This window comes from Hydrogenobacter thermophilus TK-6 (assembly GCF_000010785.1).
GTDB lineage: Bacteria > Aquificota > Aquificia > Aquificales > Aquificaceae > Hydrogenobacter > Hydrogenobacter thermophilus.
In genome coordinates, this window is the sequence record NC_013799.1 from 906,154 (window position 1) to 919,708 (window position 13,555).

Annotated in this window: 16 protein-coding genes; 8 read left to right on the forward strand and 8 right to left on the reverse strand. The window is 44.5% G+C overall.

What is annotated here, in order from left to right:
• Positions 1-17: 17 nt before the first annotated feature.
• The 3 genes from HTH_RS04990 to HTH_RS05000 are packed head-to-tail and all read right to left on the reverse strand — an operon-like array spanning position 18 to position 2,886.
• On the reverse strand, positions 18-1,274 hold the full coding sequence (locus HTH_RS04990; protein WP_012963629.1) for a beta-barrel assembly-enhancing protease: 1,257 nt from the start codon (positions 1,272-1,274) through the stop codon (positions 18-20).
• Positions 1,271-2,002: a PP2C family protein-serine/threonine phosphatase gene (locus HTH_RS04995; protein WP_012963630.1), complete on the reverse strand. Its 732-nt coding sequence runs from the start codon at positions 2,000-2,002 to the stop codon at positions 1,271-1,273. Before HTH_RS04995 ends, HTH_RS04990 begins: the two co-directional genes overlap by 4 nt.
• Positions 2,002-2,886 (reverse strand): KaiC domain-containing protein, encoded by an 885-nt coding sequence (locus HTH_RS05000; RefSeq protein WP_012963631.1) that lies wholly within the window; start codon positions 2,884-2,886, stop codon positions 2,002-2,004. Before HTH_RS05000 ends, HTH_RS04995 begins: the two co-directional genes overlap by 1 nt.
• A gap of 462 nt (positions 2,887-3,348) precedes the next feature.
• Here HTH_RS05000 and HTH_RS05005 point away from each other — a divergent pair, with 462 nt between their 5' ends.
• Positions 3,349-3,873: a C40 family peptidase gene (locus HTH_RS05005; RefSeq protein WP_012963632.1), complete on the forward strand. Its 525-nt coding sequence runs from the start codon at positions 3,349-3,351 to the stop codon at positions 3,871-3,873.
• Here HTH_RS05005 and mnmH read toward each other — a convergent pair.
• Positions 3,842-4,888, reverse strand: coding sequence for a tRNA 2-selenouridine(34) synthase MnmH (mnmH, locus tag HTH_RS05010; protein WP_012963633.1), 1,047 nt, complete (start codon positions 4,886-4,888; stop codon positions 3,842-3,844). The two genes, HTH_RS05005 and mnmH, sit on opposite strands and share 32 nt — an antisense overlap.
• 28 nt (positions 4,889-4,916) lie before the next feature.
• Here mnmH and HTH_RS05015 point away from each other — a divergent pair, with 28 nt between their 5' ends.
• Genes HTH_RS05015 through HTH_RS05025 form a run of 3 tightly spaced genes read left to right on the forward strand, consistent with a single transcriptional unit; the run spans position 4,917 to position 7,325 of the window.
• Positions 4,917-5,408 carry a DsrE family protein gene (locus HTH_RS05015; protein ID WP_012963634.1) on the forward strand — a complete coding sequence of 164 codons (492 nt, stop codon included), beginning with the start codon at positions 4,917-4,919 and terminating at the stop codon, positions 5,406-5,408.
• 11 nt (positions 5,409-5,419) lie between these two features.
• Positions 5,420-5,647: a DNA-directed RNA polymerase subunit omega gene (rpoZ, locus tag HTH_RS05020; protein WP_012963635.1), complete on the forward strand. Its 228-nt coding sequence runs from the start codon at positions 5,420-5,422 to the stop codon at positions 5,645-5,647.
• Positions 5,631-7,325 (forward strand): lytic transglycosylase domain-containing protein, encoded by a 1,695-nt coding sequence (locus HTH_RS05025; protein ID WP_012963636.1) that lies wholly within the window; start codon positions 5,631-5,633, stop codon positions 7,323-7,325. Before rpoZ ends, HTH_RS05025 begins: the two co-directional genes overlap by 17 nt.
• Here the strand turns inward: HTH_RS05025 and hemL are convergent.
• From hemL to HTH_RS05045, 4 genes are read right to left on the reverse strand one after another with little or no spacing between them, the layout of a single operon-like run.
• A complete protein-coding gene (hemL, locus tag HTH_RS05030; RefSeq protein WP_014462602.1) occupies positions 7,317-8,603 on the reverse strand; it encodes a glutamate-1-semialdehyde 2,1-aminomutase in 1,287 nt (428 codons plus the stop codon). The genes HTH_RS05025 and hemL overlap by 9 nt on opposite strands.
• 7 nt (positions 8,604-8,610) lie before the next feature.
• The gene (locus HTH_RS05035; protein WP_012963638.1) at positions 8,611-8,934 is read right to left on the reverse strand and encodes a DUF190 domain-containing protein; all 324 of its coding nucleotides are present in this window, start codon (positions 8,932-8,934) and stop codon (positions 8,611-8,613) included.
• On the reverse strand, positions 8,931-9,305 hold the full coding sequence (gene crcB, locus HTH_RS05040; protein ID WP_012963639.1) for a fluoride efflux transporter CrcB: 375 nt from the start codon (positions 9,303-9,305) through the stop codon (positions 8,931-8,933). Before crcB ends, HTH_RS05035 begins: the two co-directional genes overlap by 4 nt.
• Complete coding sequence (locus tag HTH_RS05045; RefSeq protein ID WP_012963640.1) at positions 9,296-9,601, reverse strand: DUF190 domain-containing protein; 306 nt, start codon at positions 9,599-9,601, stop codon at positions 9,296-9,298. Before HTH_RS05045 ends, crcB begins: the two co-directional genes overlap by 10 nt.
• A gap of 54 nt (positions 9,602-9,655) precedes the next feature.
• Here HTH_RS05045 and hypB point away from each other — a divergent pair, with 54 nt between their 5' ends.
• Genes hypB through hypE form a run of 4 tightly spaced genes read left to right on the forward strand, consistent with a single transcriptional unit; the run spans position 9,656 to position 13,554 of the window.
• The gene (gene hypB, locus HTH_RS05050) at positions 9,656-10,381 is read left to right on the forward strand and encodes a hydrogenase nickel incorporation protein HypB (RefSeq protein ID WP_012963641.1); all 726 of its coding nucleotides are present in this window, start codon (positions 9,656-9,658) and stop codon (positions 10,379-10,381) included.
• The gene (locus HTH_RS05055; RefSeq protein WP_012963642.1) at positions 10,378-11,235 is read left to right on the forward strand and encodes a Ni/Fe hydrogenase; all 858 of its coding nucleotides are present in this window, start codon (positions 10,378-10,380) and stop codon (positions 11,233-11,235) included. The genes hypB and HTH_RS05055 overlap by 4 nt, the downstream gene beginning before the upstream one ends.
• Positions 11,225-12,541, forward strand: a complete 1,317-nt coding sequence (locus tag HTH_RS05060; protein WP_012963643.1) for a nickel-dependent hydrogenase large subunit — start codon at positions 11,225-11,227, stop codon at positions 12,539-12,541. The genes HTH_RS05055 and HTH_RS05060 overlap by 11 nt, the downstream gene beginning before the upstream one ends.
• Before the next feature lie 11 nt (positions 12,542-12,552).
• The gene (hypE, locus tag HTH_RS05065) at positions 12,553-13,554 is read left to right on the forward strand and encodes a hydrogenase expression/formation protein HypE (protein ID WP_012963644.1); all 1,002 of its coding nucleotides are present in this window, start codon (positions 12,553-12,555) and stop codon (positions 13,552-13,554) included.
• Position 13,555: the final 1 nt, after the last annotated feature.

The following is a 13,555-nucleotide window of genomic DNA, read 5'->3' on the forward strand; positions in this document are numbered from 1 at the left end:
CTCCTGATGAATCTATTTTACCATACACCTTGAAGTCTTCTTAGCCTTTCCTTTGCGTCCTGTGCCCACGGTGCTTTACCTTCCGACAGCTCCAGAGCAGTTTTATAGTAAGATACCGCCTTTTTGTAGTCTTTTAGCGCTTCGTAATCTCTGCCTGCATAATAATAAACATCCGCATAGTCGGGTATTAACCTTCTGGCTTTTTCTAACTTTTCAAGAGATGGGGCGTAATCACCTACTTTGAAAAGTACAAAACCGTACACATAGTTGGTGGAAAACACCTCAGGCATTATAGAGTAAGCCTTTTCCGCATGACTTAGCGCGCTGGTAAGGTCAGAGTTTGCAAGGATGTAAGCTATGTAAAGGTGTGCTTCGTAGTTTTTATCATAGAGTTCCACCGCCTTTTTAAAGTGTTCAAGAGCCAAGGAGTAATCCTTTCTTCTGTAGTAGCCTTTGCCTTTGTAAAACTCACTGTAAGATGCTTCTGTCTCCTTCAAAAGCCTCTTTATGGTGTGAAACTCCTCCGAGTCTGAAATCAAGCTTCCGGAAGGTTTTATGCTCTGTATCTCTCTTTGCACATCCCTTATCCTGCTTTCGGGAAGTGGGTGGGTCTGAAGCCATTCAGGAGCTTTTGCTCTTTCCATGCTTTTAAAGGTTTCAAAAACGCCAAGCAGACCGTTTGGGTCATAGCCTGCCTTCAAAGCATAGATTACTCCCAGCTCGTCCGCCTCCCTCTCTTGGTCCCTGCTGAACTTTAGAGCCAAAAGCTGGCCACCTATCTGACCAAACTGTAAAACAGCCTGAGCGTAAGGTTTGTCTGCTATGATAGCCGCCCCTATGTTAAAAAGTATGTTCATAGCATACATCTTCTCCAAAAACTTGGCGTGATGCCTTGCGTTTATGTGTCCAAGCTCGTGTCCCAGCACACCTGCAAGCTCGCTCTCGCTGTTTAGCTTCAGCAAAAGACCCCTTGTGATAAATACGGGACCTCCCGGAAGCGCAAAGGCGTTTACCGCATCCGAATTGACAACGAAAAACTTATAAGGGAGCTTTCTTGGAGTGTACCGAGCTATCGTCATTCCTACGCTTTTTACATAGTCCTGAACTCTTCTATCCGGATAAAGACCGTCGCTCTCCTCTATGGCATACGGCACATAAGCGTTGCCTATCTCTATCTCCTTCTCCTCGGGTAGTATGTTAAAGAGAGAGCCACCATTTACCGCAGGAGCGCAGGCAACCAGAAAGGTAAGTAAGAGCAAAAACAGCTTTTTCATGCTAAATCCACCCTTATAAGGCTTATATTGTCTGTACCTCCCCTTGAGAGCGCTATGTTTAAAAGCTCTGAAGGAGAGAGATAAAGCTCATCATCTTCCACAAGCTCCCAAAGTCCATCAGAGCATATAACGAAGCTTTTATAACCCTCTGCCTTCTTTATGAAAACTTCAAACTCTCTGAAGGATGCATCTCCTATAAGGGCTGAGGTGAGTACATGCCTGTTGGGATGATGCTTTGCTTCCCTATCACTTATGTATCCTAACCTTACCAACCTTTCTACTTCCGTATGGTCTAAGGTGAGTCTATCCGCTTTGCTTTCCTTTAGCCCGTATACCCTACAGTCCCCCACATTAAATACCAATATATCCTGTTTACCAAGAAGAAGACCTGCAACCGCAGAGCCTAAACCTTTAGCGTAAGGTTTTTTTTCTGCAAAGGCTTCCAAATGGTCCCTTGCCTTGTGTAGCGCTTGGTTTATGCTTTGAGCATCTTCGGGTTTTTCTTCCATAAGGGTTTTTAGTGTTATCAGGCTTGCCATCTCACCGCAGGCGTGCCCTCCAAGACCGTCCGCAACCGCAAAGAGAAGACTCTTACCTTCCATCTGCACACACACAGGAGAGGTCATAACTTCTTCTTGCATTAGAGTATCACCAAGTAGAAGAGCGTCCTCGTTTTTAGTCCTCACCTTACCCCTGTGAGTAATACCGCAGGCGCTTAATCTGTACATTACTCTCCAGAAAGCGCAGGTCCTATCTTTACAAGACCCAGCTCGGTTATCTCCATAAAGTGCGTTCTGGTGTCATGACCGCAGAGCCTACAACCGTCTATCCTGAAGAGTCTAACCATCTCCCCTATAGGCTTTTTGTATATTCTTGACTGGGCTTGGGTAAGAATCAGCTCCTTGGAAAGCACCATAGAGCAGTCCACTATGTGGCTTACTGCATATCCTCCTGCTGCTTCTGCTGTAAGCTCTTCGTGTCCGCTCCTTTTCTGTGATATAAAAATGGCTGTCTGGTACCACTTTTTCATAAAGTTAAAAAGCTGTCTTACCACTGTCCTTGCAAGCATCTCCCTTGCCTCGTATAGTCCAGTAACCGAGTCTATCACCACATGCCTAACTTTGTAGTTTTTTATGGCGTACGCTAATGTGGCAAGCAGGTCAGGTATGTTTTCCCTGAGTTTTGAATGGCTTGCCGCATCTATAAGCACTATTTTATCCTGCACCTTTTCAAAATCAACACCCATAGCTTTTGCTCTTTCACGCAAGCCGACGCTCACAAAAGGAGCTGGTGCTTCAACGGTTATAAAGGCTGTTGCTTCTCCCCTTTCTGCCTGCTTTATGGTGTACTGTTCTGCTATAAGGGTTTTACCGGTGTCTGAAACACCTGTGATGTTGGTGACCGAGTATGCGGGTATTCCACCGAGGAGTTTCTTTACCACCTTACCTTCCTGCACTTCTGAGGTGAAAAAAAGATGGTCAAGCCCCTCTACACCCGTAGGAACTCCATACATCTTTGGGGCTTTCTTTACTGCTTCACCTGCTACCCATATACTTTCTTCTACCACCTCTGGCTTTCTTACCTCTTCAGACTCTTTAAACTTCTCCTCCATGATAACAATTTTAACACTCCATACTCAGCGTGTTTAAAAAATCCCAAAGCGTTGATTAACAACACTTTGTCCGCCCGCCCACACTGACAGCGAGCTAACCCTGTTTGTTCCTTCCAGAGGCTCTGACACTCTCTCTGACTCACAGGCTTCCCTTTATGCGTCTTCTTTATAGCTTCTCAAATAACTCTCTTCCTCTAAATATTATCTTTCTTGGGTTTTGGTTTCTTTCCAATAGCTTAAAGGTTTCTTGGAGCTGTTTTGTGATGGTGTTGAAGGTGTGTAAGGACTTTGGGTTATTACTCTCCAGCAGTCTATTGTAGGCGTATCTTATGGCTGAAGATTGGAGTATTATGAGCTTGTTTGGTAAGGATAGACAATGGCTTGAGTATTTTTTTAAACACCTTCAAAGGTAATTGACAGGATGGAGGTTAAAGGTTAACATCTTATATAGGGGAGTTAAAGATGTCAAGGGCGGTGGTCACAACAGTGGGAATGTTGTTCTTTGTGTGTATATCGCCTGCTATGCCAGAAAGCTCACAAGAGGGTCTTAAAGTTAGCAACGCAGACGAGATGATACTTACAGCACTTAGTTATATAGATAGGAGTTACAGGTTCGGTTCGGAGAGCTCTTGGGCTATGGATTGCTCCGCCTTTGTGCAAAGGGTCTTCCGAATAAATGGTATAAACCTTCCAAGGTCGGTAAGAGAACAGGCTAATTACGGCATTCCAGTAAAGAGGGAAAACCTAAGAACTGGAGACCTTCTCTTTTTTGCTACCTACTCAAGCTATCCCTCACATGTGGGTATATACATAGGCGATGGAAAGATGATACACGCTTCTACCACACAAGGTATTGTTATAAGCAGAATAGATGATCCTTACTGGAAAAAGAGGTTCCTCTTTGCCAAAAGGATACTAAAAGACGAAAAAGAAGAAAAAGATGACATAAAGGATATCATACTGGAGAGCTTGAGGGACAGATTTTAACATAGGTATTAAAAATTTTTATAAGCTCTTCTCCGCATTTGTGAATATCATCGCTATCAAGAGTGTAAAGAGGTCTTTTACTTACCCTGTATTTCTTATCGTAATGAGTCTCCATAAGAAACCTCACAAGGGTTTTATACTCCTTATCTTCTAACATCTTTATAGCCTGCGCCAAGTTCTTTTCACCCAGATACTTTCTTATCCTATAAAGGGCTTGTCTTACATCACTTTCCCAGCCTTCCTCTTTTGTATATTCTTCAAGTATGTTTTTCACCCTATTTTCCATGCTACTCTGTAGCTCAATGAATATTCCTTCTTCCTTCTTTCTCCACAGAGGTTCAGGCAGGTGTATATTTCCTATCCATCTACTCTCATCTTCAATAAAAGCGTAATGACTGCGCAAACTCCTTAAAGTCTCGTATAGGAGTGCATCAAACATCTTTTGAGAGATGCGGTTTTTCTTGCCCACTTTGCCAAACACCGACCCCCTATCTTGGGCAAGTTCCTCAAGGTCAACAACAGGCAAACCTTGGGCTTTTAAAAGTTTCAACACCCTACTTTTACCTACTCCAGTTTTTCCTGTAAGAACGAGAAAATTAATACCTTCAAGTAAATGCTGCATGTCTTGAAGTATAAATTGTCTGTAAGCTCTGTATCCACCCTTGAGCCTTATAACCTCTATGCCTGCAGAGGAAAGGACTTTGCAAAGTTCCTCACTTCTTTTCCCACCCCTCCAACAGTAAACTATTACATGGTCATAGTTCTTTTTTAGTTCCCTAAACCTATCAAAGAGATTTGAGAGCTTGCTCTGTGCTATGGAGTATCCAAGCTCCGTAGCTCTTTCTATGCCTTCTTTTCTGTAGACCAAGCCTATAATCCTCCTCTCATCGTCCTCAAAAAGGGGTAAGTTTATGGCACCCGGTATGTGAAACTCCGCATACTCAGAGGGACTTCTTATATCCACAAGTATCTTTCTCTCAATGCCATAAAGTTCCTGCGCTTCTATCTCCCACATAACCTGTAAAGGGTTATAATTATAAAAGATGATGCTGAAAAGTATTATTTCACTCCTGCTCTTCCTGGGTATGTCCTTTGCAGTTGAAGGTGCCAGATTTGTTCAAACAGAATACAAAAGACCTTTTAGGGCTGTTGTGGAGTTTTATTTTGACCATCCAGAAAAGATAGGTCCTGCTCTTGGCTGGGTATCCAATTTGGTGTATGTCCTTTCCAATCCCCCTTACAACTACCCCACAGAGGACATAGATATTGTGGTTATTTCTCACGGGAGAGAGCTTCCTGTGTTTGCTAAAGAGAACAGAAAAAAGTACGAAGCTATAGTTGAGAGAGTGGAGAGCCTTAGCTTTTATGGAGTGAAGTTTATGGTTTGCTCTATGGCAGCAAAGCAGTTTTACGGATACACGGAAAAGGACTTTTATCCCTTTGTAACTTTGGTTCCCTCCGCCCTTACTGAGATAATCCATTGGCAACACTTGGGTTATGGACTTTTGATACCACAAGTTTTGGAAGTAAAGTGAGGAGGTTTCGCATGAGTAAAAGACCCAACATAGAAACGGCTTTGAAGCTGGTGTCTTCAAGATATGAGCTTGTGCATGCTGCTGCAAAGAGAGTAGAACAGCTTATGCAACAAGGTGAGGACATATTCCTGAGGGATAAGGTCAAGGGAGAGCTTGTGAAAAAAACCTTTCAGGCTATTGAGGACATAGCCAACGGTAAGGTGAGAATTATAAGAGGGGAAGATGGGGAAAGCTCATGAGAGAACACTTCTTTTTTTGATCCTGTTGTGGATCTATACACTTTTGCCAGCACATTCCTTCGCTCAAGTACTGCCAGAAGAGTATCAGCTTCTCTCTGAATACCTAAAAAGCAGGGACGAAAAAATTGGGAGGAGCATCCTAAGGAATTATCCCGATGCGGTTTTTATCCAGGACCTAAAACTCATGCTGTCAGAGGATGCATACAAAAGAGGAGATTTTGAAGGTGCAAAGAATTACTTAGAGAGCATTGATGTAAACAGGTTAAAGCCAGACCTTCTTAGCAAGTATGCAGACCTCTGGAGAGTTCTCAACCTTGACAAAAAGAAGGCTCTTCTGGCAAACCCTGTTTTATTCAGGGACTTTATAGGAAGCGTAGAGCTAAGCCTTCAAGAGGCTATATCATTAGCGGAAAAGCTTACAAAAGGTGGTTACTACCAGGATGTGCTGAAAGTACTCTCGGGGATAAAAGATAAAAGGGCATGCTACTATCTGGGAGTAGCCTACCTGCGCACAGGGGATGAAGATAAAGCCAAGGAGGCCCTTTCATCCTGCGATGACAAAAGAGGGTATAGTTATTTGATTAGCATCTATCTCAGAGAGGACAGAGAAGACCAAATAAGGGATACACTTCTGAAGGTGAGAGATGACCATCTTAGAGACCAATTGCTTTTTCTTGTGGGAAGACACTACCTTTATGCAAGAAACTATGACAAAGCTAAGGATTACTTCTCTCTTATGACAGATACCTACCAAAAGTTTTTTAACTTGGGTCTTTTGAACTTTATAAAGAGAAATTACCAAGATGCTATCCAACACTTTATAAGGTCCTATTACTTTGCCAGCAGTGAAAGTGAGATATCCCAAGCTTGTTTTTGGACTTACAGGTCCTATGTGGCTCAGGGAAGAGAGGATGTGGGTTTGAGATACCTGATAGAGGCTACAAAAGGTGACGGGTTTTACTCTGCTGTTGCCAAGCTCCAGGTGGGGGAGCCTGTAGCTTACAGAGGGTTAAGGCGCGTGTTTTCGGAAGGTGATATGCCCATACAAGCCAATATAATAAAAGCCATAAGAGATGGGGGTTTTTATTACTACTCAAGGCTTGAAGCCTTCAAAAGACTGCCGTTTATGTCTCCTGCTGACATAATAGCCATATCCAAGTTTGACCCCTTTCTAAGCATAAGGCTTGCGGTTAGAAAGTATGGGAGCAGGTCTGAAGTATACAATTCTGTGGCTTTTCCCATGCCTTATAAAGAGTATGTTTATAAGGCTTCCGAAAGATACGGCTTGGATGCCTCCCTCATATGGGCTGTTATGAGGCAGGAGAGCCTGTTTGATGTCTTTGCGGTTTCCCGTTCTGGTGCCAAGGGTCTGATGCAACTCATAGAAAATACCGCAAGGTGGATGTCCCAAAAAGCAGGTGTGCCTTTGCAAGATGTGTTCAGCCCAGAAACCAACATCCTTTTAGGGTCGGCTTACCTGAGGTATCTTTACGATATGTGGGAAGGTGATCTTATCAAGGTGCTGGCAAGCTACAATGCTGGAGAGAACAGGGTAAAATATTGGAGCATGCAGGATGATCCTTATGTTTTTATAGAGACTATACCCTTCAAAGAAACCAGAGAGTATGTAAAGCGTGTTTTGTACAACTACTACATTTATAGTGAGCTTTTAAAGTGATGATACAGCCTTATTTATTTTTTCAAGTGCTATGTCTATGTCTTCTTGTGCGTGAGCTGTGCTTAAAAACCACGCTTCAAACTGGGATGGGGGGATGAGGATACCTTGATCAAGTAAAGCCCTGAAAAATCTTCCAAACATCTGTGTATCTGATTTTTTGGCGGTTTGAAAATCTGTAACATCACCGTCGGTGAAAAAGACGGTAAACATGGATGCTACAGCATTTATCCTGTGGGGAATGCCCTTTTCCCTCAAAATTTCTCCTATGCCTTCGGTTAGCTTTCTGGTTAGGTTTTCAAGGCTATGGTAAGGATTGCTTTTTTCAAGCTCCTCAAGCGTTTTTATGCCAGCCACCATGGATAATGGGTTTCCAGAGAGGGTACCTGCCTGATAGACGGGTCCTTCAGGTGCTATCATACTCATGATGTCCTGCCTTCCACCGTAAGCACCCAATGGCATTCCTCCTCCCAGTATCTTGCCAAGGCATGTAATGTCAGGCTTTATACCAAAAACCTCCTGAGCGCCCCCCAGCGACAACCTAAAACCTGTTATCACTTCGTCATAGATGAGCAGAGCTCCGTATTTTCTGGTTTCCTCAGAAAGAGCCTTAAGAAACTCATAATCTGGGATTACAACTCCCATATTCCCCGCCACCGGCTCTACTATCACGCACGCTATATCTTGTCCATACTTTTCAAAGGCTTCCTTAACAGCTTGGGTACTGTTGTAAGGAAGCACTATAGTTAGCTCTGCCATCTTTTCAGGCACACCCTCAGTGCCCGGAATCCCAAAGGTAGCCACTCCAGAACCCCCACTCACCAGAAGACTATCGTAATGTCCGTGATAACAGCCGTCAAACTTCACTATGTACTTCCTTTTAGTGTAAGCTCTCGCCAGTCTTATGGCAGACATGGTGGCTTCTGTACCTGAAGAGACGAACCTAACCTTTTCAATAGAAGGCACCAGCTGTGCCACCTTTTGAGAGAGAGTTATCTCATGCAAGTTGGTTAGTCCATAAGAAAGCCCTTTGGTTGCCTGCTCACAGACAGCCTCAACTACCGAAGGATGAGCATGACCCAATATTAATGGACCCCAAGAACACAGAAAGTCTATGTATTCATTACCTTCCACATCCCATATTCTTGAGCCCTTTGCTCTCTCTATTACTATGGGACTCCCTCCCACCGCTTTAAAAGCCCTTACTGGTGAGCTCACACCCCCAGGCATATACCTTCTGGCTATCTCAAAAAGCTCCGCATTGCGCATAACTATTAGCATAACACATTTACGGTGGGCGTAGAACTTTTACCTTTTCTAAGGTTATGAGCCCTCCCTTTATGAGTTTTGCCAGCTGTGGAAGCACCGGTTTTATGTTCTCCTCGCAGTCTATAATCTCAACCACTATTGGGAGGTCTGAGGAGAGTTTTAGAATTCCACCTTTGTGGACTACTGAAGAAGCACCATAACCAAGTATACCTCTAAAGACAGTAACTCCTGCTATCTTTCTCTCTCTGCAGTATTCAGTTATATACTTATATAGAGGTTTCCCTTCGTGCTTGTCATTTTCACCAAAAAAGATGCGAACCAAAACAGCCTCTTCGCACTTCATAACATCCTACCTAAATTGTAACCCAAAAGCGTCATAAATATGCCACCCAACAGGCTTCCAACCGCGTAAAAGATAAACTTAACCATTTCACCGTTCATTAGGAGGTTATAGCCCTCATAAGTCAATGTGGAAAAGGTGGAGTAGCCACCCAAGAAACCAGTTATTAAAAAAGCTCTGAAAGCTGGGGAGATGGTGAGTTTTTCAACTAAGTAGGCAAAGAAGAAACCTATAAAAAAGGATGCTGTTATGTTGACAAAGAGAGTTCCAAAGGGAAAGTCTATACCCACCTTCTCCTGTACCAGCTTAGATACCACGTACCTAAGCACAGAGCCTAACGCACCCCCAAAAGCTATAGCCAGCATTAAACCCATATTTGAGCCTTCTCCACAGTTATAAGCCCTCTTTTCAAATACTTACCCATCTCCTCCAAAACACCTTCCACCTTCTGCTCCTCATCAACAAACTCCACAACTACTGGTAAGTCATAAGACATCACCTCAATGCCCTCATAATGGTAGTGTCCGGTGGTTCCGTACCCTAGGATGGCTTTTAAAACCGTAGCACCCTTTATCCCTTTACTTTGTAAGATCTTCAATATCTTAGAGTAAAGAGGCTCTCCTTCCCACTCATCACCTTCTTTCAAAAATACACGCACAAGCACATGCACATAAACATTTTAAGGCATATATTTAAAGAATGAATAACTATTCGGAGGATAGCCATGTGCAGAGAGTGCGGTTGTTCTGTAAATCATACGCATGAAAAGCCGGCGGAGGATAAAAAGACTCTTGAGGTTTTTACCAAAATTCTTGATGCCAACGACAGGCAGGCTCAGGAAAACAGGGAGCACTTTGATGAGCACGGCATTTATTGCATAAACCTCATGAGCTCTCCCGGTGCTGGCAAGACCAGTCTTTTGGAAAAAACCATAGAGCTTTTGAGAAACGAGCTGAGAATAGGGGTTATAGAAGGTGACCTTGAGACAAGCAGAGATGCGGAGAGGATAAAGTCAAAGGGTGCGCCTGCATACCAGATTACCACAGGAAGCGCTTGCCATCTGGATGCCTTTATGGTTCACGAAGGTATCCACCACTTACCTTTGGAGGACTTGGATGTAGTTTTTGTGGAAAATGTGGGAAATCTTGTTTGTCCTGCTTCCTATGATGTTGGGGCTCATCTCAATGTGGTTCTCCTTTCGGTAACGGAAGGAGATGACAAACCCGAGAAGTATCCGGTGATGTTTAAGTCCGCAGACCTCATGCTGATAACAAAGACAGACCTCCTGCCCTATGTGGACTTTTCCGTAGAGAGAGCTGTGAGCTGTGCAAGAAAAATAAAACCCAGCATGGACTTTATAGCTTTGTCCGTCAAAACCGGTGAAGGTCTGGAAAACTGGATGGATTACCTGAGGTTTAAGATAAAGGTTTATAAAGGTGTAGTAAGATGAATATCCTCTGGATTCAGAGGCTCTCTTGCTGTGGCAACACTCACTCTCTTCTAAATTGCGAGACCTTTGACTCTCTACTTAGAGAAGTTAGCTTCCTCTTTCACCCTTCACTTTCCGCTGAGGGCGAGGAGGAAGTAGTGGAGGATGTGTTGAAAGGCAAACTGAAGGTGGACATTTTATTAGTGGAAGGTGCCGTAAAGGTAGATGACGAAAGGATAAAAGAGCTGTGCCGTATGGCTGACTATGTGATGGCTGTAGGTAGCTGTGCCTCTTACGGCAACATCCCTGCTTTAAAGGACGATAGTGTGTGCGGACTCCAGTACAGGTTCAAGGAGAAGGGGGGACTTCTGGGAAGTGATTTTGTCTCAAAGGGTGGACTTCCTGTCATAAATGTGTCGGGTTGTCCTGCCCATCCCGAATGGACAGCTGGAGTCATAAGAAGTTTATCAAGAGGTATAAAACCGGAGCTTGACAGTTGGGGAAGACCCAAGGAGTTTTACTCAAGTTTGACTCACTGGGGGTGCACCAGAAACGAGTACTTTGAATGGAAGATAGAACCGGAAAGCTTAGGCTCAAAAAAGGGGTGTCTCTTTTACAACTACGGATGCAGAGGTCCTCTGACTTACTCTTCCTGTAATGTTATCCTCTGGAACGGTGTGAATTCAAAAACCAGAGCGGGTACACCGTGTTTTGGTTGCACTGAGTTTGACTTTCCGAGAGCAGGGTTGTTTGAGACCAAACAGTTTGCCGGTTTGCCTGCAGAGCTACCCATCGGCGTTTCCAAGAGAGGTTACATAATGCTTTCTGGTATCGCAAAAGTCTTTGCACCTGAGAGGTTAAAGCTTGAGGATTGAGAAAAGACTCCTTGCAAGAGTTGAGGGTACAGCACAGCTTGAACTCGTATGGGAAAATGGCAGGATAAGGGATGCACGGGTAAGAATACCAAGCTCAAGAGGCATAGAGAGGGTGTTGGAAGGCAGACCTTTTATGGATGCCCTTGTAATAACACCAAGAGTTTGTGGCATATGCGGACACGCCCACCTAATGGCTTGCGTAAAGGCTCTTGAGGATGCCATAGGGCATGTAAGGCTCTCCCAAAAAGCTAAATTGGTAAGAGATATAACGCTTATGGTGGAGATGATACAGAATCACATAAAGTGGTTTTACCTCTTTGTAATGCCGGATTTTATAAGGCTCGGTGAGAAGCTAGATGAGTTTGAACCCTTCAGAGGCAAAAGGTGGAAGGAAGCCATAAGCGTTGCTTCAGAAGCAATTAAGGTCATAGCCATCTTTGGTGGTCAGTGGCCACACTCTTCTTATGCAGTCCCCGGGGGCATCACATCAAACTTTACGAGTACGGATGTGTCAAAGGCTCTGGCTCTGGTAAGTCGTGTTGAAGGGTTCTTTCTTGAGAGTCTTGTTGGTATGCCTGTGGAGGCCTTTCTCTCTCTGAGAAAGCACGGCTCGTGGGAGGGTCTAAAGGGTGATGTGAAACTTTTTATAGACCTGTGCTTCAAGTACGGGCTTGAAAGGGTTGGCATGTCTTACGGGAGACTCCTCACGGGCGGTGAGGTGTTCCCTTGCATAACTCCCGGCCACTTTACGGGAGAGAAGAAGCTGTGCTCTTTGAATATATCAAAGATAAGGGAAGCGGACGGCTCCCCCTATTCTGGTGCCAAAAGAGTGCGTTATAACGGAATGCCTTACGAAACAGGACCATTAGCACGCCAGTTTCTCTCGGGCAATCCCTTTGTTAAGAGGCTTCACAAGATGTATGGGGATAGTTATATGGTGAGGGTTCTCTCGCGCCTCCTTGAGGTTTGGGAGCTTACCAGCACAGTAAAAGAAAAGCTTACGAGCCTTTACAGTTTCATAAAAGAGCCTTCGTGCCAGATACCCTTTCAGAAGCCCGAGAGAATTACAGGCGAAGGTGTGGGTATAGTTGAGGCTGCAAGAGGGACTCTTATACATCGGGTAAGCATAGAGAAGGGTGTCATAACCAGGTACCACATCATAACACCTTCTGTGTGGAACCTGGGACCCAGGTGTGAGAAGTACTTAGGTGTGGCGGAAAAGGCTATGATAGGCTTAGAAAATCCCATTCATGCTGAGATGGTTTTGAGAAGCTTTGATGTGTGTTCTGTATGCACTACCCACTAAGGAGGTAAGATATGAGGAGGATACTTCTCTCTCATGGCGGAGGAGGAGAAGATACCTGGAGGCTCATAAGGGAATTGTTTTTAAAGCATCTTTACAACGAGCATCTTATTAAGCTTGAGGATGCTACGGTGCTTGAAGTAAGCTCTAAAATAGCTTTCACCACGGACTCCTTCACCGTAAATCCCATCTTTTTCAGGGGTGGGAACATAGGAAAACTCGCGGTGGCTGGAACAGTAAATGACCTTTCTGTTATGGGAGCAAAGCCACTCTACATGTCTGTAGGTTTTATCATAGAGGAGGGCTTTCCTTACGAAGACCTTGAGAGCATAGTAATAAGCATGAAGGAAGAAGCACAAAAGTCCGGTGTGCTGGTGGTTGCTGGTGATACAAAAGTGGTGCCAAAGGGTACTGCGGACGGTCTTTTTATAAACACTTCAGGCATAGGAAAGGTAGTCTGTGAGGGTCTTTCTTGTAGCAACATAAAAGTTGGGGATGCAGTTATAGTTTCGGGTGGTATAGGTGAGCACGGCGCGTGCATACTTGCCCAGAGGGAAGGCATCCAGATGGATGTGGAGCTTGAAAGTGATTGCAGGAGTCTGTGGAGCCTTATAGAGAAGATAATCACCTCAGGAGCTCAGATACACGCCATGAGAGACCCCACAAGAGGTGGACTCTCCGCTGTCCTCTACGAGTGGGCTTCAAACTCTAATATTTCCTTCCTGATTGATGAGGAGAGCATACCTGTTAAGGAACCCGTTTTGGGACTTTGTGAACTTCTGGGTCTTGAGCCTTATCATCTTGCCTGTGAAGGAAGGGTAGTTGTGGCACTTCCCGAGAGGCACGCTCAAAAGGTGCTTAGCATAATGAGAAGCCATCCAGACGGAGAAGGTGCGCAGATCATAGGCAGGGCTGTTCCAGCTGAAGGCTCTCCTAAGGTCATATTGAGGACCTCTTACGGCACCCACAGGGTGCTTGACCCACCCGCAGGGGAGCTTCTTCCGAGGATATGCTAAG